This is a genomic window from Nocardia sp. NPDC004260 (assembly GCF_053603155.1).
Genome location: NZ_JBSGEZ010000002.1, coordinates 152,304 through 170,829, shown reverse-complemented (window position 1 = coordinate 170,829; position 18,526 = coordinate 152,304). Strand labels below are relative to the sequence as shown.

Sequence of the window (18,526 nt, the reverse complement as noted above, 5' to 3'; positions counted from 1 at the left end):
GCCACCAGGGCGACCACGGCGAACAACTCGTCCGGAACGCCACCGGCCAGGCGCACCACCTCCAGCAGCGGACCGCTCGAATTCGCCAGCCGATCGGTGGGTACCGCCGCACCGGCCACGAAGCCGATCAGCAGGTACACGCCACCGGCGGTAAGCAGCGCCCCGAAGAGCGCGCGCGGATAGGACCTGCGCGGCTCGGCGACTTCCTCCGCCAGATTCACCGAGGTCTCGAACCCGACGAAAGAGTAGAAGGCCAGCACCGCGCCCGCCAGGGTCGCGCCGACGACCCCGTGCTGCTCGGTCCCCACCTCGGCGAGCCGGGCCGGTTCGGCGTCTCCCCGAACGATCACCCACGCGCCGAGCCCGATGACCACGACGAGGCCGCCGAGTTCGACCACGGTCGCGGCCACGTTGGCGCCGAGCGACTCCTTGATGCCATAGATGTTGAGCAGCGCCAACGCGCCGATGAACACCACCACGACCAGCGCGGTCGGCAATGTGACCAAGGCTCGGAGGTAGTCCGCGGCGAACGCCCTGCTCAGCGCGGCCACCGACACGACACCGGCCGCGAGCATGCAGAAGCCGACGAGCGATCCCGCGGCCGGCCCGAGCGCACGGCCCGCGTAGTGGGCCGAGCCGCCCGCCTTGGGATACTTCGTCGCCAACTCGGCATAGGAACCGGCAGTGAGGCAGGACATACCGAGGGCCACGAGAAGCGGTAACCAGATCGCACCACCGGACTCCCGCGCGATGTTGCCGACCAGCACGTAGACGCCCGCGCCCAGGATGTCACCGAGAATGAAGAAGTACAGCAGAGGCGTGCTCACCGCTCGTCGCAGAGTATCCACCACAGGGCGGCGGATACCCGCGTCATCGACGCTGAAGCTCGCGCCGAGCGCGCCGTGTCACGCCGGCGTCGCCCCGATCATCCGGGTGGGGCCGCCTGCACGGCTCCGTGATAGAAGTGCCTGCCCAGACCGACCGTGAACACACCGAAGAACAGTGTCGCGTACTCGGCGCCCGGATACACCGGCCGCCGCAGTCTGATCCGCACGGCCCCAGCATGATTCCGCAGCGACAATCGCGCCGATCACGTTCGGCCGACGGGTACCGACATCCTCAGCGGGACAACCACCCTGCGAACCACCGGGACAGCAGCGGCATGATCACCCACACCATCGCGGCCACCGCAACCGGCACGATACAGGCCAGCCGGAGCGGCGACGGCAGCTGGTCGAGCAGTGGCGCGGCGATCGTCACCAATCCCGTGAGCAACGGATAGAGACCGGCGATCGTCAGCAACCAGATCTTCCACTTCGCCGGACGCGCGGCCGCGCTCGGGACAGCGTCATCCGCGCGCACCGGCCGTCCGCTGTCGGATCGTTCCTCCGCAATCCTCTTCGTATCGACCACTTCCCGCTCCTCGCTTCGCCGCTCGCGCCCCGCGTTCTCTCCGGGCAGACGGAGCAGACCAGGCCACTGTGACATTCGATCGAATGCCTCGCACAGTGTGCCTGCTGCCGGAGCGACGGCGCGCATGGTCGGTCTTCCCGTGCCAGGGCACGATGGTCGCGCAGGTGCTTCCACAGCTGTGACGCCCGGCCGCCCGCGGATGCGTCCTGGCGTCGTGAGGCGGTTCACGCCTCCCGCGGTACACACGCATACCCATTACGCGGCGGGGAATGCCGAACCAGTGAACGACAACGCACCATCGGGGGCCGTGCCCACGGTCCCCGTCTCCAAAAGGACGGGAAGTTTCCAGTTCTGGTTCGCCGATCAACGCTGGGAATGGTCGGACGAGGTCGCGGCCCTACACGGGTACGCGCCGGGTGAGGTGACACCGACGACGGAACTGCTCCTGGCGCACAAGCATCCGGACGACCGAGCGGAGGTCGCCGACACCTTGGCCACGGCGGTGCAGACCGGGCTGCCGTTCAGCGGCCGCCACCGCATCGTCGATACCGCGGGCGTCACGCACCACGTGCTGGTCGTCGGCGATCAGATGCGTGACGCCATCGGTGCGGTGGTCGGCACGGCGGGGTACTACATCGATGTCACCGACACCGTCGACGAGGAGCGCCAGGAGATCATCGACGCCACGCTGCCGGAGATGGTCGCCGCCCGCGAAGTGATCGAGCAGGCGAAGGGCGCCTTGATGCTGGTGTACGGGATCTCGGCCGATCAGGCATTCCGTGTGCTCACCTGGCGGTCGCAAGAGACGAATACGAAACTGCGTGTTCTGGCCGAGGAACTCGTGGCCGCGCTGATCGATTCCGGCGGTGCGGATGTGCAGACCCGCACGCGCTTCGACCACGTGCTGCTCACCGCGCACGAACGTCATGTCCAGGGCTGCCCTTGACCCGATGTCGTCGGGTCTCGACTCCCCCGTCGTGTCAGTGGTTGTCGGGACGGCCGTGGTCGATCTCGGCCATGTGCGCTTCGGCCCACGCGCGTAGTGCCGCCAGCGGAACTTCCAGCGACAGACCGAGTTCGGTGAGCCGGTAGTACACGCGCGGCGGCACGGTGGGTTCCACGCGCCGTGCGACCAGCCCGTCCCCGGTCAGATTCCGGAGTGTCACGGAGAGCATCTTCTGCGAGACACCGGGCATGCGGCGCTGGAGTTCGGCGAAGCGCACCTCGCCGGGCGCGGCCTCGGCGAGCAGTTTCACCACCATGGAGACCCATTTCGTGCCGATGCGGTCGAGCAGCCGCCGGGTGGGACAGGCGGGATCGAACAGGTCACCGGTGGCTTCGGCGTGCTTACGCAGGGGATCGGTAGTCACCTCGGGCTCACCACCTGATTCGAAGGTGCGGTCTTGGCAGCGCCGCACAGCTTACCTACGGTCACCTGATAACCAATAGTGACCAGGAGTAGGTGATGACCACTTTGTCTTCCGAGATCTCGTTGCGCCGCATCGCGACCAATGGCATCGAGGTGAATGTCGCGATCGCCGGACGCGGGCCCGCGGTCCTGCTGTTGCACGGGTTCCCGCACACCTGGCAGCTGTGGTCCGAGGTGATCGGGCCGCTCGCGCGAGGGCACCGAGTGATCGCACCGGACCTGCGCGGCCTCGGGGCGAGCACGCGCGCGGCCGACGGCTATGACGCGGGGAATCTGGCCGTCGACGCCATAGGACTGCTGGACGCGCTCGGCGAGCCGACCGCGGCGGTCGTCGGAATCGACGCGGGCACGCCACCCGCCTTTCTGCTGGCCATGCGGCACCAGCACCGGGTGCGGCGACTGGTGCTGATGGAATCGCTGCTGGGCACGCTGCCCGGCGCCGAGGATTTCCTGTCCGCCGGGCCGCCCTGGTGGTTCGGGTTCCATGCGGTGCCCGGCCTCGCGGAGAAGGTCATCACCGGAAACGAGGCGGCGTATATCGACTGGTTTCTGGCCGCGGGCACTTTGGGCCACGGTGTCCCCGAGCCGATTCGGGACGCCTTCGTCGAGGCCTACGGCGACCCGGAGGCGTTGCGATGCGCGTTCTCCTACTACCGTGCGATGCCGGCCAGCGCCCGGCAGATACACGACGCGGTGGACACCGCACGGCTCACGGTGCCGACCATGGCCGTCGGCGCACACCCGGTGGGTGACGCGCTGGCTCGGCAATTGGCTCCCATCACCGATGCGCTGATCCGCCATGAGATTCCGGGTTGCGGACACATCATCCCGCTGCACGCACCGACGGAACTGGTGTCGCTGCTCAGCGATTTTCTCGCCGACGACGACCACACGGCCGTACCTCGGCAAGACTGACCGAAAAGCGCGCGGAAACCAACCGAGCCCCGAACCGGTATACATCGGTTCGGGGCTCGCTCGGGGGTATTCGCGCCTATCCACCGATCGCTCGGTAGTTTGACAAGACAAATGTACCGGGCTGTACGCGAAATCACCAAACCCGGGTTCCGCAGGGGCGGAATGGTTCAACGAGCAACTTGTTCGGACTCATATGAGGTTCTTCTGCTTGCGGATTCGCCGACGCAGATCGGCCATCAGCGCGTGCGATCCGCCGTGCCGCACGAAGCGTGGAATGAAGCGGTTGACAAAGGAAACGAATACGAACAGGTTCTCGAACCTCCGCTGGTCGGCGTCGGTCCACTCGACCCGGAGCTGTTCCCGGAAAATCGGGGCCAGGAATCCGATGGTGAGGAACCGGAGCAGGTTCCGGAAAGGCAGCCGCAGGTACCAGTGGATCATGCGAAGATTCAGCAGGCTCTCGAGGTAGCCCCGGACGTAGTCGTCCAGCACGGCTTGCTCGCACGTGGTGTTCCAATATTCGTCGAATTCCGCGCGGGTGGCAGGCCACATGTCCTCCGTGACCTGCAAGGTGGTGCCCAGGGTGGAGGACGAGGTGTAGAACGCTTCGGCCTGCTCGTCGTTCATTCTCCCGTGCAACAGCTGGTAGGTGTCCTCGAAACCGATGTAAAGGCAGGCGGCGACCCACAGTTGGAGGTTGCGGTCGAAGGCGTTGTACTTCACGGCGGCACCCGGGGCCGAATGCACCTGCCGGTGCGCCACATTCACCGCTTCGCGATATGCCGTGCGCTCTTCGTCGGTACCGAGGATGGCGACCGCGAGATATTGCGTGGTCGTGCGCGCCCGTTTCCACGGGTGCTTCATCAGCGAGCCGGACTCCACCTTGCTTTCGGCCACGCCGTAGCCGACGCCCGGCCGGGCCATCTGCATGACGACATTGGCCGCGGCGCCCGCGAAGGACCAGAAGTCCAATGCGTCGGTGAGTTCGATCGGCCGCTTGGTGTACGGCCGATGCGTGACGCTGATACCGATGCGGGTGCGGTCCTTCGTCAGCGGCGCGCTGTGGTCGCGATCGGGTTGATGAGCGACTGCGGTCATCGGGATGTCCTTCCATCTGCGTTCACACTTCGGCCGCTCCTCCACGAGAACATCGGCGCGCATCGGACTCTCCTGCGTTCGATGACCGGGACCGGCCACCGCGATTATGTTACTGACCATTCTACTAGACTCGATGTCGCCGACACAATAAAACTGGTAACAAAAGCAATATTTCCCGGCCACATGGTGTCATAAGTGGGCATACGTTCTCAGTTTTCACCTAGTTCGCCAGGCCGCCGGAATCGCCGTGTCGGGTCGCTCATTTCCGCGCGCCGGGCGGCTGTGTCGCCGTATCGAACAAGGTGACCTGCATCAAGCGCGCCACGGCATCCTGCGGACAGCCGCGCCTGCCGTCCCCCAGAGCCCTGCCGAGGTCGACGGGCACCGGCGTCAGGGTTGCGCGGGTAATGCCAACGGCGAGTTGACCTTGTTCACCAGCCACCGGTCCCCGACCTTCTCCAAGCGCATCACCATCGACAACTGCCCCGGCGCGGGCTTGCCCTTGGTGCCGAGACTGGTGATGGTCTGGCCGATGACCACGATCGCTTCGGCGGAGTGTTCGTCACCGGCGCGAATCGCGCACTGCACGTCGCGCGTGGCCGAAGTGACCTGTCCTTCGCCGAGCACCGTACGCAGCTCCGTGCTGGTGGACTCGAATTGTTTCTTCCAGTCGCCGGTGGCGCCGTCGCTGACGGCGGCGAAGTAGGCGTCGAGATTCTTCGCGTCGTAGTTCGCCAGGACGGGCGCGTAGCGGCAGGCCGCGGCGCGTGCGTCTTCCTGTGCCGCCAGCAGGTTCTTGCTGTTGTGATCCTGGACGTACCAGTAACCGGCCGACGCCACCGACACACCCACGAGGATCGCGGCCGCCGAACGCAGGGCGATCGCACCGGGACGGCGGATCGGCAGACCGCGCAGCCGGCGCCACCGATCCCCGGATTTCGCTGTGCCGGTTCCGGCGGGATTCGCGACCGGCGCAGTCGTGCCCGCGGAGTCGGTGCGCACGGACTCGGCGTCCTTCTCGTCCGGTTGTGTTGCGGGCGCGCCGGTTTCGGCGGCCGGATCGACGTCTTCACTCTTCATCGGAAATCTCCTAGTTGCCGGGGACCGGGCGGGACAGTTCGTCGCCACGGGCACCAGGCGGCCGGGCGGCCCCGTTGTCCGGAATCCCGGGACGCGGCGCGTTCGCCGAACCACGCACCTGCAAGGCGGGATCGTTGGTGACGCAGTAGTTGTAGAGCCGGACCCGGGTGTCGGTCATCTTGTCCGTGGGCACCACGGGGATGGTGTCGTATTCGCATGTGGGGCGCGGCCAGATGTCGACCAGGGTGTAGAAGGCGTTGTCGTGGGCGGGTATGCCCAGCGCCTCCGAGCCGACCCGCAACGCGGGGAACAGCGCCGCGATCGCCGGGGCACGCAGCTTGGCCGCCTTGGTGATCGCGACGAAGTTCGTCACCAGGTTCGTGATGGGATCCTGGGTGCGGGACACGAAGCCGCCGAGTGTGCTGAGCTGGGCCGGCCCTTCGTCCAGGAGGTGACGTACTTCCAGATCCGCCGCGGTCAGCTGCTCGAACAGCACGCCGCCCGTGCGCGTGAGTGTCGCGAGGTCCGGTTGCGCATGCGAGGTAGTCTCCGCGATCACTTCGAGGTTCTCGATCAGCTGACGTGTCTGCGGCAGCAGGTCGGTCAGCCCGGCCATGGCGCGGCTGATGCCCGACACCATGTTGCGCAGCTGGCCGGGGCCTCCGGCGAGCGCCTTGTCGAGTTCGTCGATGATCACGTTCAACCGGTCCGGGTTCAATCCCCCGATGAAGCCGCTGAGATTGGTCAGTACCGACTGCACGGTCACCGGCACGGTGGTCTGGGAGCGTTCCACCAGCGCTCCGTCGGTGAGGTAGGGGCCGGTGTCGGAATCCGGGCGGAAGTCCAGGTACTGCTCGCCCGCCGCCGACAACCGGCCGACGGCGACCGTGCCGCCCACGGGAATCTTGGCCGCGGAGTCGATCAAGGCCACGGCCGCGACGCCGCTGCCCGCGACTTTCACCTCGCGGACCGTGCCGACCCTGGTGCCGCGGAAGGTGACGTCGTTGCCCGCCGACAAGCCGCCGGACGATTGCAACTCCACGGTCACCGTGTAGTCGTCGGACAGCGGATCGAACCGCAGGACTTCGGCGCCGAGATAGGCCGCGCCGAGGATCAGCACCACGATCAATCCGAAATTCGCCACCGCGACGCGGCGGCGGACCAGCCATCGCCACAAGGGGGGATTCATCGGTCTCCTCCTTGCTGGGGCTGCTGAGGTTGCTGTGGCGGACTGGTGACCCGGCCGATCACCTTCTCGATCACCTGCGCCAAGCTGCCGATGAACGCGGGTACGTCGCCGATCTCGGGCATCCTGCTGCCGCTGGGATCGGTCAAGGCCCCGACGCTGAGGTAGGACACCGTCGCCGCGACGGCCAGGGCGGGCCCGTCCAGGCTCGCCATCAGCGCGGGATAGATGGTGTGCAGGCCTTTCAACGTTCCGCCCAGGTCGTCGCCCATCTGGGTGAAACCCGCCATCAACCGCTGGATGCTGTCGAACAAGCCGACCGCCTGCGGGCCGGTCGTCTCGGTGAAATCGCCGAGCGCGGTCATCGTGGCCGAGACTTTGTCGAGCAGGTCCACGATGGACTGGTTGTTCTCCGCGAGCAGAGCCAGCAGCCCGGGGAAGGTATCCGCGGCGTCGCCCAACTCGGCCTTCCGCATGGCCAATTCACCGGTGAGCACGTTCAGGCCGGTCAGGACGCTGTCGATGTCGCTGGTGCGTCGATTCAGCGCGGCGATGACATCGGTCAGTTCGCTGAGCAGGTGCGCGAGCTGTGGCGCGCGGCCCGCGAACATCGAATCCATCTCGGAGGTGATCTTCGCGGCCTGGTTGATGCCGCCGCCGTTGATCAACATCGAGACCGACATCATCAGCTGCTCGACGGACGCGGCGGCCGACGTGTGCTCTGTTCCGATGACCTCACCGGCGCGCAGATTCTCGCCGCCGGATGTGGTCGCGGGCAATGTCATCGCGACGAAGATGTCGCCGAGCGGCGTCGCCTGACGCAACTCCGCGGTGGTACCGCGTGGCAGCTGGATGTCCGCCCTGATCAGCATTTCCACCTCCGCGATGAAGTTGGTCGTGCTGATCGCGGTAACGACGCCGATATCGGTGCCACCGATCTTCACGTGCGCGCGATCGGGCAGATTGAGCGCGTCACGGAAGGCCGCGCGAATGGTGTAACCGGGTGCGCCGATACCCGGTTCGGGCATCGGCAGATTCGCCACCGTCACGCCGCAGCCGGTCGCGGTGCCCATGACCGCGACAAGCGCCGCCGCCACCGCGGTGCGTCGGAGCGGGTTCGTCCCGATCATTTCGAAATCCCCAGTAGTGCCGCGGTGAGGCCGAAGTCGGGCCCGAAGTCCTGGATCTTCCCGGTGCGACAGCCATCAAGGCGCATCTGGATACGTTCGCAGAACTGGGACACGACCTCGTTGTCGAGCAGGACCTTGTCGGTCAGCGCGTGCAGGCGCAGCGCTTGGTGTTCGCGGCTGACCGCGTTGGACAAGTTCTCGAACAGCAACGGCCCGACGTCGACGATCTCGGTGAGGCCGCGGGAGTTGGCCCGCATCTGTTCGGTGATGGTCGTGAATCGCTCCAGCGCACCCGCGAGCTGATCGGAGTTCTCGCCGACCAGCGTGGCGGTGTTGGTGACGAACTGGTCCAACTGCCGCAGCACCGCCTGCAGACCGGGCGCCTGGTCGCCCATCAGCTGCACCAGTTCGGTGAGGCGGCCGCTGAAATCACGTACCGTCTGGTCGTTCTGGGCGATGATCTGCGTGATCTCGTTGAGTTCGATGATCGTGTTCGAGATCTGGTCCCTGTTGGCGAAGGTCACCTCGAACGCCGAGGACAGCGCGTCCAGGGTCGCGCGCAGTTTGTCGCCGTTGCCGTCCAAGAGCGGGAACAGGACACGGCTGGCCATCGGACCGTTCCGGTCGTCGCCTTTGAGCGCGGCGCCGAGCTGGTCGAAATTCTGCAGAATGCGGTCGAGCTCGACCGGTGTGCGCGTCCTGGCCAGCGGGATGTGCGTCCCGTCGGTGAGCAGCGGCCCGTCCCCGCTGTACGCGGGGGCGAGTTCGACATGCCGATTGGTGATCAGCTGCGGCGACACCAAGGCGGCGATGGCATCGGCCGGGACCTTGGTTCCCTGTTCCAGGCTCATGGTGACCTGGACGTAGCTGCCCTTGGCCTCCACGGTGTCGACCCGGCCGACCGGAACGCCCAGCACCGCGACCTCGTTGCCCGCGTACAGCCCGGCGACGTTCTCGAAATCGGCGCTGACGCGGATGTGCTCGCCGAGGTACTGCCTCGGCAGCGCGGTCAGGCTGTCCGGTACGAGCCCGCAACCGGCGGTGACCAGCGCGGCCACGATCAGCACGCCGAGCTGCGCGAATCGTCGTGTTCTCATCAATTGCACCCCTGTACGGCTCGAGCGAAGCACAGCCAGTTGTCCGGGAAGAACCACGGCGCCCAGACGTCGCCGTATGGACCGTTGCCGACGGCGTTGTTGAACTGCCGCAGAGCGATCGGCATGTTCTCGTAGAGCCGGTCCAGATTGTCGCGGTTCTTGACCAATCCCTCGGACATGGTGTTCAGGTCGTGGATCAACGGCCCGAGCCGGCCGTTGTTCTCCAGACCCATCTCCTGGAGCAATCTCGACAGGGCCGCGACGTTGTCGAGCAACTGTTTCAACAGATCCTGTCGCTTCTGGACGGCGTTGCCGATCGCCTCGCCGCGGGTCAGCAGCAACAGCACGCTGTTCTGATTGTCCGAGACCAGCTGGGACACCTGGTCCATGCTCTTCAGCAGCGAGTCCACTTCGTCGCGGCGATCGGTCACGACCTTGGCGAGCGCGCCGATGCTGTCGAGCGCCTGGACCGCCAGCTGAGGGGAATCCCCCATCTGCTGGTCGACCAGGTCGAGCGCCTGGCGGAGTTTCTGCGGATCGAGGCGTTCGATGCGTTCGAAGGAGTTCTTGTACTTCGGGTCCTGGATGACCTTGCTCAGGTTGTACGGCACCGACGTGTTCTCGATGCGGATGCGGTTGCCCGGCAAGCCCTTTCCGTCTCCCGGGACCAGGTCCACGTGCAGGCGGCCGAGAATCGTCGACATCTTGATCGCCGCACGCGCGTCGGGGCCGACACGGAGATCGCGACGCACTTTGAGATCGACCACCACCTTGGCGCCTTCGAGCCGGACCGCGCGCACCGCACCCACTTCGATCCCCGACACGTCCACCGTCGCGCCCGGACGCAGACCCGCGGCCTGGGCGAATTCGGCGTGAATCGTCTTGTCGCCCAACCGGGCCTGGGTCAGGACACTGGAGCCGATCAACAGAGCGGCCACCGTTGCGGCGGCGATCAGGCCGAGCCGCAGATACCGGTTCCGCAGGAATCCCGGCCACGGAATGCGCTTGCTCATCGGCACACCTCCGAATGCGACTTGCCGCCCACCTGGGAGAACAGTCCCGGAGGCAATAGCACGCCCCACAACGACACGTCGAGGCTGCACAAATACGCGTTGCCGTAGGCGCCGTTGCTGGTGAAGCGCGCGACGCCGTTGAGGACGGCGGGCAGTTCGACCGCCGTCCGGTCCAAGGAAGCGCCGTTGAGCAGCAGCAACGCCACACCTGTGGTGGCATCGTTCTGCGCCTTCGACAAACCTGGCTTGACTTGCATGATCAGCTGAGTAAGCGAGTCGGTCGTGTGCGCGACGCGGTCCACCGACTGCTTCAGACTCTCGCCCTGCGAGTAGAGCGCCTCGACCAGAGCCCTGGCCTGGGTGAGCAGCGTCTCCAGCTCGCCGCTGCGATTGGCCAGGCCGCCGATCACGGAGCTGAGATTGCTCAGGACCTCCCCGAGGACCTTGTCCCGCTGCCCGAAGGTGCCCGCCAGATCCGCGGCTTGGGTGATCAGGCCGCTGAGCGACACCTGATTGCCTTGCAGGGCCTGGATCAACGTCTCGGACAGGGAATTGACCTGATCGGGTTGCAGCACGCTGAACAACGGCTCGAAGCCGGACAACAACGCGGACACGTCGAACGACGGCTCGGTTCGCTCCAGCGGAATCCGCGCGCCCGCCGCGACGACGGCGCCCGGTTCCTTGCCCGGCGCCAGGGCGATATAGCGCTGACCGATCAGATTCTGGTAGCGCACCAGCGCCTTCGTCGTGGTGGTGAGATGCTGGCGCGCATCGATCCGGAACTCCACCTCGGCGCGGTAGCCGTCGGTGAAGTCGATCTTGTCCACGCGACCGACCCGCACGCCTGCCATGCGTACGTCGTCCCCGACGCGCAGGCCGAGCACGTCGGAGAAGACCGCCGAGTAGCGCGCGGTATCCCCGGTTACCGACCGCTGCAACGTGGACCAGATGGTAACGGTGAGCGCGATCGCCAGCACCGCGAACAAGCTGAATCCCGCCAGCGCCTTGCCTGATCTCATCGGCGCGTCCCTCCCTCGTAGGCGGCGGTCACGGTGACCGATCCGCCCGCCAGCACCGGAGTCAGCAGCAGGTACTGGGCCACGGTCGGCCGCGCTCCCACGATCGCCGCCACGGCGTCGGAACCGCGCAGCGCGATGGGCCGCGCCTCGGGACCCGGACCCTGCGAGCCGGGCTCGCCGGGTGCCACGGCGCTCGGCGAAAGGCCGGGGATGGACGGCAGACCCGGGATGAACGGGAGACCGGGTATCGCCGGTAGGCCTGGCAGCACCAGCCCCATCGCGCCCAGCGGCGCTGGCGCGACCGGTACGGGTGCGGGCCCCGCCGCGTCGAGCCACTTCGGCATCAGCTGCGGCGGGTAGTTCTGCTCCGGCGCCACCTCGGGCACCGTGGCGCCTCCGCAGCGGGGACCGTACTGGTCGCCGTAGTGCGGGCAGTCCTTCGCCGTGTACTGCTGGAACGGCGTGAACGAGACATCCATCTTCCACACCATCTGTCTGGACGGACCGAAGTGGAACGTGGGCGCCAGCCGTTGCAGGGCCACGTTCAGATTCGCGGCCGTGTACGGGATGGCCTCGGGATCCTTGGCCAGCCCGCCGAACAGATCGTCGAGACCGGAGACGAGGAACTTGCCCGCGTCGGGGTTGCGAGCGAACAGTGAATTGACCGACTCGACCGTCGCGTTGCCGGTGGCCAGCAAGTCGATGAGCTTCGTCCGTCGTTCGGCCAGCGTTCGGGCGGTGGTCACCGACTCCGACAGCACCCCGACCAGTTCGGGAGCCGACTGGCTCAACGCGATCGAGGCCCGCCCGAGATCGCCGAGGAGCGCGTCGATGCCGGGCGTCGCCCGAATTTCGGTCAGCCAGTGGTCCAGTCTCTCCACCGTCGAGCCGGGCGCACGCGCCGCGGGATCCAGCGCGGCCGCGAGAGTGGCCAGCACTCGGCCCAATTTCTCCGGTTGGATGTTCTCGAGCACGTTCCGCAGCACATTCAACGTCGTCTGCAACGCCACCGTCTCGCTGCTGGTGTCCTCCGCGATGGTGGCGCCGGCGCGCAGCGTCCTCGGTTCCGGGCCGTTGTCGACGAATTCGATCGCCGTGACGCCGAACAGGTTGTTCGGGATCACCCTGGCCGTCACGTTCACCGGAATGGTCGAGGCGACACCCGGTTTCAGATCCACGCGCGCCTGCTGCCGGGCGCCGCGGGCCACCACGTCCACCGCGGCCACCCGGCCCACGACCATGCCGCGGAATTTGACGTCCGCCCGGCCGGGCAAGCCGTCGCCGGTGCTGGTGAGTTCCACGGTCACCGGGACCTTGTCCTCGAAGTAGCCGGTGTAGCGCAGCGCGAGCAGGTACAGCAGGACCGCTATCGTCGTCAGCACCGCCGACCCGGCGAGGGTCAGCTGTCTCGCGGTCGGTCCGCGACCACTGGGGTCAAGAATCATCGTCGGCCTTACCCCGAGATCCGGAATCCGGGATCGATGCCCCAGATCGTCAGCGTGAGAAAAAGATTCGCGAAAACCATCACGACGATCACCATCTTGATGGCGCGCCCGGCCGCCACCCCGACGCCTTCCGGGCCACCGGTGGCGACGTAGCCGTGGTAACACTGGATGAACGTCGACAGCAGCACGAACACCACCACTTTGAGCAGCGAGAAGAAGACATCCGGGCCGATCAGGAACTGGAAGAAGTAGTGATCGTAGGTGCCCGCCGCCGTGCCGCCCAGGAACAGCACCGTGATCTTGGTGGCCAGGTAGGCGGTGGCGAGACCGATGCTGTAGAGCGGGATGATGGTCAGGGTCGCGGCGATCATGCGGGTGCTGATCAGATACGGCAGCGGGCGGATGGCGATGGACTCCAGCGCGTCGATCTCCTCGGAGATCCGCATCGAGCCCAGTTGTGCGGTGAATCGGCATCCCGCCTGGATGGCGAAGGCCAAGGTCGCCAGGATAGGCGCGAGTTCACGAGTGGTCGCGAATCCGGAGATCGCTCCGGTGAGCGGAGACATCGTCAGCAGATTCAGAGCCGTGAACGACTCCATGCCGACGATGATGCCGCCGAACGCGCACAGGATGACGACCACACCGATCGTGCCGCCGCCCACGATGAGCGAGCCGTTGCCCCAGCCGACATCGGCCGTCAGCCGGGCCACCTCACGGCGATAGTGCTTCAGGACGAACGGGATGGCGATCAGCGCCTGGAAGAACGTGATGGCCTGATGCCCAACACGCTGATTGGCGTGCACCGGCGCCAGCGCAACTTTCCCGGCGGCATGCAGGGGCCGCAGCGCCGGAGGTGTGTAGCTGCTCGCCATGCTCACACCACTTTCGCCGGGAAGAGCGTGTTGTACAGCTGAGTGAGAATGATGTTGGTGGCGAACAACATCAGCGCCGAGCTGACCACCGCCGAGTTCACCGCGTTCGCGACACCGCCAGGGCCACCGTGCGCGTGCAAGCCGATATCACAGGCGATGACCGCGGTCAGCACCCCGAAGATCGCGGCCTTGACCAAGGCGATGATCAGATCGTTCGCCACCGCGAAGGACGCGAAGGAGCTGATGAACGAGCCCGGCGTACCGGATTGGGCGTACACGTTGAACATGTACGCGGTGGCGAATCCGACGAACACGACAAATCCGCAGAGCAGGACGCTCACCAGCACCGCCGCCGCGAGCCGGGGCGCGACCAGGCGGCGTACCGGATCGACGCCCATCACCATCATCGCGTCGATCTCTTCCCGGATGGTTCGCGATCCCAGATCGGCACAGATCGCCGAACCGACCGCACCGGCGACCATCAACGCCGACACCAGCGGAGCGCCCTGGCGGATGATGCCCAATCCGGCGACCGCGCCGATGAATGTCGTTGCGCCGACTTGATTCACGAGCGCGCCGACCTGGATGGAGACCACGACGGCGATCGGGATGGCCACGAATACCGTCGGCGCCGCCGACACGTTGGCCATGAAGGCGCACTGCTTGATGAACTCCCGGTACGGGAATCGTCCCCGCACCAGTGAGACGAACAGCTGGACGAAGGCTTCGCGGCCCAGAGTGACCTGCCTGCCCAGTGTTTCCAGCGAACGCTGGGGATGTCGCCGCCACAAGCCCGAAGCACTGTCGATCAACTTCCCGAGTTCGCCCGGTTCCAGTGGCGGTTGCTTGTCGGCTGGCGTTCGCAACGAGGCAGTCACCGGTAGCCGTTCCTTTCCGATTTCTCGTCCACCGCGCCGGCGGCCGCCCCTTCGATGGCGCGGAGCGGGTGAAGTGTTGCACACCTCACAGACGCCAGACAAGTAACAAGTTATTCGCTATTCTATTCAGTCGACATCCGCCGACTTGCACCGGTCCGCGCCGAGGACCTCGCCCGGTACTGTCTTTTCCTGCGAATATGTACGAACACCGCACATAGATGACCCCGCCGGAAAGCGCCTCTCGCTGTTAAGTAATCATCTATTCCACACTCGTACGACCAGAGTCGAGTCGGCGAAGCCGCTAGGCGAGGGTCTCCAGTCAACGTTGCAACAGCACCACGAGCGCGACGAGCACCGCGCAGCCGGCCAGGAAGAGACCGAGTACGGCCACCCACAGCCCGAAGCGGAGCACGGGATTGACCTTCATCTGCCCACCGAGGATCTTGACCACGATCACGAGAACGTCGATGAGCCACACCAAAGCCATCATCAGGTCATGCACACGTTCGAGAAGGTCAGCACGGGCCAGCACACGATCGAGCCCAGGAACGACATCAGCAGATCGATGCCGTGCATATCGCGCAGATGACCGGTGTGCGTGAGCGTCCAGATCACCCCGGCCACGCCGTAGGGAACGCCGATGATGATGAGAGTGCCGAGGAACTCGGAGACCTTCATCTCGTAACCGAGTATTCGGTCCAGCTTCTTGAGCATGCGTCGATGCATCCTTTCGCTTCGATCCACGCCGCCGCACACGCATCGGACTCCACCGGAAGGGGCGTCCGGCCGCACGCGCCAGTCAACGAGATCCGCGCCTTATGTTAGTCGATATTCTTTCATATACGGAAGAGATATTGAGAGATCCGGACCGATAATCTGGATATATGCAGGTCATAGGCCCATGAGAGCAGCGAGCCGACCAGATCATGTTGATGATCATTCTACTTGTTGCGCGACACTGTGCCCGCACACCACCATCACCGCCGATTGGGAAGACGCCCCGGACGCCTACACGGTGCACACCACGAAGCTGGTCCTGCACCGCGCACCCCGCCACGCCGCCACGTAAGGCGTAGGCGGGAATGGACTCCGTCGCACGGGCTTGACCTTGCCCCGGGGGCAAGGTTGGACGGTGGTCGGCATGAACAACAACGCACTGCACACCGCCGAAGCCCGGATCCGCGAGCAGATCGCCGCCTACTGCATGTCCAACGAAGTCCCCGGATTCGTCGCGGGCGTCTACTGTGCGGGCGAGCAGATCGTCGTCGCCCACGGCACCGCGAACATCGCCTCCGGGGCGCCGATGCGCGCGGACACCGGGTTCCTCTTCGGCTCGGTGACCAAGGTGCTGACCACCACGCTGGTCCTCCAGCAGGTCGAGCGGGGGCTGCTCGATCTGGACGCGCCGGTGGTGCGGTACCTGCCCGAGTTCGCCCTGACCGCGCCGGGCGCCGCGCAGAAGATCCTGGTTCGCCACCTCATTTCGCATACCAACGGCATCGATGCGGACTTGTTCTTCCCCGATGCGAAAGGGCGCGACTCCCTGAAAACTTACGTCGAGGGTCTCGCGCGCAATTGCGGTGTCCTGTTCGAGCCCGGCGAGCAGCTCAGCTACTCCAACGGCGGCATGATCGTCGCGGGCCGCCTGCTGGAGGTGGTGACCGGTCTGTCCTTCCCCGACCTGCTCGAGCGCGATGTCTACGCACCTGTCGGCATGACCGACTCCAGCACGTCGGCCGAACGGGCGATCCTGCGCAGCACCGCCATCGGGCACTTCCCGGACCCCGAGACCATGGCGGCCGAGCCCACCGGAATGTTCACACTGCCCGACACCTGGGGACCGGCGGGCGGCACGCCGATCGGCACCGTCGCCGACCTGCTCGCCTTCGGACGCACCCATCTCGCGGGCGGTGTGTCCCCTTCCGGAACGCGCGTCCTCTCGGCCGGGTCGACCGCACTGATGCAACAGGTCTCGCACGACATGGCCACCCCGAACGTCCCCCCGATGGGCCTGGGTTGGGTGCGGTATCCGTTCGGCGACACGATCGTCCTCGCGATGTCGGGCGCGTCACCCGGCGGCGTGTCCATTCTGTGCGTCGTGCCCGAGCACGACCTCGTGTTCACCGCCTTCGGCAACACCCCGGGGGCGATCATGCTGCACGACCAGATCCTGCGCTGGCTGCTGAGCGAACACCTCGGCGTTCGGATCCCCACCCTCATCAACGAATCGGCGCAGGACATCGATCTCACACCCTACGTGGGCACCTACCGTTCCGATCAGCTGCGCGTCGAGGTCGGCGTCGTCGACGGCCAACTCGAGGAGCGCGTGACCTACGAACCGGCGGACGCATCGCAGGAGCGGATCTTCACCGAGTTCGCCGGGGGCACGACCGCCGCCCCTCCGCAGCGGTACGTGCCGATCCGGCCCGGCCTTTTCGCGCCCGCCGGATACCCGTTCGAGACGTTCGACGGATACCTGCGACTGCTGCTCGTCTCCTTTCACGACATCCGTGACGGCCGAGCGCGTTTCCGCAACGGCGGCGGCCGACTGTCCCGCCGGGCCTGACCGCTCTCGGAGCCATCCGCCACCGCGAGCGAGTTCTCCGCCGTCCGAGGCGATGCGTGCGTGAGCCGGTGCGTTCGCCATTAGGCTGACGCCGTCGAAGGTGACCGAACGGCCGATCCCGGTGTGGCGAGGCCGTCCTCAACGGTCGGGCGCGGAAAAGCGAGGTATGCGCTATGCGGGACAGTCGGTGGCGGCGGGTGGTCGCATCCGTCGTGTGCGGAGTCGGAGTGCTGGCGGGATCGTCGGTCGGCGCGGTGGCGGACCCGGCCGGTGACACCGGTGTCGTGTGGTTGTGCAGGCCGGATCGAGCGGACGACCCCTGCCGAGGCAGTTCGGCGACCACGGTGCGGCAGGCGGGGCAACCCGATGTGCGGGAAGACCCCACGCCTGCTGGGGATTCCGGGGTGGACTGCTTCTACGTGTATCCGACGGTGTCTTTGGAGCCGACGCCCAACTCCGATACCGCGGCGACCCGGGAGGTGCGGGCGGTGGCCGAACAACAGGCCGCCCGATTCTCCCAGGTCTGTCAGGTATTCGCGCCGGTGTACCGGCAGCGGACCCTCACCGCGCTGGCGCGGGAACGGGCATACTCCCCCGACGAGCGCGCCGAGATGGCGCGTATCGCGTACGAGGACGTCCTGCGCGCGTGGCGGCAGTTCCTCGCGGAGCGCGAAACCAGAAGGCCGATCGTCCTTCTCGGGCATTCGCAGGGTGCCCGCATGCTGCGCCAACTGATCCGGGAGGAGATCGACCCGCAGCAGGCGGTGCGCGAGCGGATCCTGTCGGCGATCCTGCTGGGTGGCAATGTGGTGGTGCCGAAGAACGGTGACGTCGGCGGCGACTTCCAGCACCTTCCGCTGTGCCGCGGCGAACAGCAGACACGGTGCGTCCTGGCCTGGCAGACCTTCGGCGCGACCCCGCCCCCGGACAGCCGATTCGGTCGCAACCCGACGACCCCGGAGCCGCTGCCGCGTCCGTACGGCCCGGACTACGAGGTCGCCTGCACCAATCCGACTTCGTTGAGCAGCAACGAGTCCCGCACCGCGGCCACCGTGCTCCGCACCGGTCCCGTGCCCAGCCCACTCGCCGCCGAACTGGCGTTGCGCCACGGGCCGTCCGCTGTCGCCGCGCCGACTCCGTGGCTGGTCCCCGCCGAGAAGTACCGGCTCCAATGCGTCCGCGACGGCGACGCGACGGCGCTACTGGCGACGCCGGAACCCGGCAGCGCCGAGTTGTACGCCGTCCCGGACGCGACCTGGGGCCTGCACCTCGCGGACGTGGAGATCGCACTGGGCGACCTCGTCCGCATCGTCGCATCCCAGATCAGCGCCGACCGCGCGGCGCACCGCTGAACGCACGGGGGTCCGCGAAGCCGCCCATCTCTC

19 protein-coding genes and 1 pseudogene are annotated in these 18,526 nt (G+C 66.5%); 4 read left to right on the top strand and 16 right to left on the bottom strand.

The features are described 5' to 3' along the window. Nucleotides 1-53: 53 nt before the first annotated feature. From ACWEO7_RS02415 to ACWEO7_RS02405, 3 genes and pseudogenes are all read right to left on the bottom strand, one after another. Nucleotides 54-767 (bottom strand): annotated as a pseudogene (locus ACWEO7_RS02415) (APC family permease); the annotation flags it as partial. A 158-nt stretch (nt 768-925) separates the two neighbouring features. Beyond that, nucleotides 926-1,054: a hypothetical protein gene (locus ACWEO7_RS02410; protein WP_452420159.1), complete on the bottom strand. Its 129-nt coding sequence runs from the start codon at nt 1,052-1,054 to the stop codon at nt 926-928. A 65-nt stretch (nt 1,055-1,119) separates the two neighbouring features. Beyond that, entirely contained in the window at nt 1,120-1,413 is a 294-nt protein-coding gene (locus tag ACWEO7_RS02405; protein WP_452420158.1) for a hypothetical protein, read from the bottom strand. Nucleotides 1,414-1,720: 307 nt separating this feature from the next. Between ACWEO7_RS02405 and ACWEO7_RS02400 the strand changes: the two genes are divergently transcribed. Beyond that, the gene (locus tag ACWEO7_RS02400) at nt 1,721-2,359 is read left to right on the top strand and encodes a PAS and ANTAR domain-containing protein (protein WP_452420157.1); all 639 of its coding nucleotides are present in this window, start codon (nt 1,721-1,723) and stop codon (nt 2,357-2,359) included. A gap of 34 nt (nt 2,360-2,393) precedes the next feature. On the opposite strand, the gene ACWEO7_RS02395 is transcribed toward ACWEO7_RS02400, so the two are convergent. Further along, a complete protein-coding gene (locus ACWEO7_RS02395; protein ID WP_452420156.1) occupies nt 2,394-2,783 on the bottom strand; it encodes a winged helix-turn-helix transcriptional regulator in 390 nt (129 codons plus the stop codon). A 95-nt stretch (nt 2,784-2,878) separates the two neighbouring features. Between ACWEO7_RS02395 and ACWEO7_RS02390 the strand changes: the two genes are divergently transcribed. Beyond that, nucleotides 2,879-3,757, top strand: a complete 879-nt coding sequence (locus tag ACWEO7_RS02390) for an alpha/beta fold hydrolase (RefSeq protein ID WP_452420155.1) — start codon at nt 2,879-2,881, stop codon at nt 3,755-3,757. Nucleotides 3,758-3,946: 189 nt separating this feature from the next. Here ACWEO7_RS02390 and ACWEO7_RS02385 read toward each other — a convergent pair whose 3' ends face one another. The 12 genes from ACWEO7_RS02385 to ACWEO7_RS02330 all read right to left on the bottom strand — a co-directional run bounded on the left by ACWEO7_RS02385 (nt 3,947) and on the right by ACWEO7_RS02330 (nt 15,289). Then, nucleotides 3,947-4,855, bottom strand: a complete 909-nt coding sequence (locus ACWEO7_RS02385; RefSeq protein WP_452420266.1) for an oxygenase MpaB family protein — start codon at nt 4,853-4,855, stop codon at nt 3,947-3,949. Nucleotides 4,856-5,245: 390 nt separating this feature from the next. Beyond that, nucleotides 5,246-5,935 (bottom strand): hypothetical protein, encoded by a 690-nt coding sequence (locus tag ACWEO7_RS02380; protein WP_452420154.1) that lies wholly within the window; start codon nt 5,933-5,935, stop codon nt 5,246-5,248. 10 nt (nt 5,936-5,945) lie between these two features. After that, nucleotides 5,946-7,124 carry an MCE family protein gene (locus tag ACWEO7_RS02375; RefSeq protein ID WP_452420153.1) on the bottom strand — a complete coding sequence of 393 codons (1,179 nt, stop codon included), beginning with the start codon at nt 7,122-7,124 and terminating at the stop codon, nt 5,946-5,948. Beyond that, nucleotides 7,121-8,251, bottom strand: coding sequence for an MCE family protein (locus ACWEO7_RS02370; RefSeq protein WP_452420152.1), 1,131 nt, complete (start codon nt 8,249-8,251; stop codon nt 7,121-7,123). The genes ACWEO7_RS02375 and ACWEO7_RS02370 overlap by 4 nt, the downstream gene beginning before the upstream one ends. Beyond that, on the bottom strand, nt 8,248-9,348 hold the full coding sequence (locus ACWEO7_RS02365) for an MCE family protein (protein ID WP_452420151.1): 1,101 nt from the start codon (nt 9,346-9,348) through the stop codon (nt 8,248-8,250). The genes ACWEO7_RS02370 and ACWEO7_RS02365 overlap by 4 nt, the downstream gene beginning before the upstream one ends. Continuing rightward, the gene (locus ACWEO7_RS02360; RefSeq protein WP_452420150.1) at nt 9,348-10,361 is read right to left on the bottom strand and encodes an MlaD family protein; all 1,014 of its coding nucleotides are present in this window, start codon (nt 10,359-10,361) and stop codon (nt 9,348-9,350) included. Before ACWEO7_RS02360 ends, ACWEO7_RS02365 begins: the two co-directional genes overlap by 1 nt. After that, a complete protein-coding gene (locus ACWEO7_RS02355) occupies nt 10,358-11,380 on the bottom strand; it encodes an MlaD family protein (protein WP_452420149.1) in 1,023 nt (340 codons plus the stop codon). The genes ACWEO7_RS02360 and ACWEO7_RS02355 overlap by 4 nt, the downstream gene beginning before the upstream one ends. Then, nucleotides 11,377-12,825 carry an MlaD family protein gene (locus tag ACWEO7_RS02350; RefSeq protein WP_452420148.1) on the bottom strand — a complete coding sequence of 483 codons (1,449 nt, stop codon included), beginning with the start codon at nt 12,823-12,825 and terminating at the stop codon, nt 11,377-11,379. The genes ACWEO7_RS02355 and ACWEO7_RS02350 overlap by 4 nt, the downstream gene beginning before the upstream one ends. An 8-nt stretch (nt 12,826-12,833) precedes the next feature. Continuing rightward, nucleotides 12,834-13,697 (bottom strand): ABC transporter permease, encoded by an 864-nt coding sequence (locus ACWEO7_RS02345; RefSeq protein ID WP_356961971.1) that lies wholly within the window; start codon nt 13,695-13,697, stop codon nt 12,834-12,836. Between the two features lie 2 nt (nt 13,698-13,699). Then, the gene (locus tag ACWEO7_RS02340; RefSeq protein WP_452420264.1) at nt 13,700-14,533 is read right to left on the bottom strand and encodes an MlaE family ABC transporter permease; all 834 of its coding nucleotides are present in this window, start codon (nt 14,531-14,533) and stop codon (nt 13,700-13,702) included. A 361-nt stretch (nt 14,534-14,894) separates the two neighbouring features. Continuing rightward, nucleotides 14,895-15,065 (bottom strand): hypothetical protein, encoded by a 171-nt coding sequence (locus tag ACWEO7_RS02335; RefSeq protein WP_452420147.1) that lies wholly within the window; start codon nt 15,063-15,065, stop codon nt 14,895-14,897. Continuing rightward, nucleotides 15,065-15,289, bottom strand: coding sequence for a hypothetical protein (locus ACWEO7_RS02330; protein ID WP_452420146.1), 225 nt, complete (start codon nt 15,287-15,289; stop codon nt 15,065-15,067). Before ACWEO7_RS02330 ends, ACWEO7_RS02335 begins: the two co-directional genes overlap by 1 nt. Before the next feature lie 427 nt (nt 15,290-15,716). Between ACWEO7_RS02330 and ACWEO7_RS02325 the strand changes: the two genes are divergently transcribed. Together ACWEO7_RS02325 and ACWEO7_RS02320 are read left to right on the top strand one after the other, a co-directional pair. Further along, the gene (locus ACWEO7_RS02325; RefSeq protein ID WP_452420145.1) at nt 15,717-17,141 is read left to right on the top strand and encodes a serine hydrolase domain-containing protein; all 1,425 of its coding nucleotides are present in this window, start codon (nt 15,717-15,719) and stop codon (nt 17,139-17,141) included. Nucleotides 17,142-17,314: 173 nt separating this feature from the next. Beyond that, nucleotides 17,315-18,493 carry a DUF3089 domain-containing protein gene (locus ACWEO7_RS02320; protein WP_452420144.1) on the top strand — a complete coding sequence of 393 codons (1,179 nt, stop codon included), beginning with the start codon at nt 17,315-17,317 and terminating at the stop codon, nt 18,491-18,493. Nucleotides 18,494-18,526 lie beyond the last annotated feature (33 nt).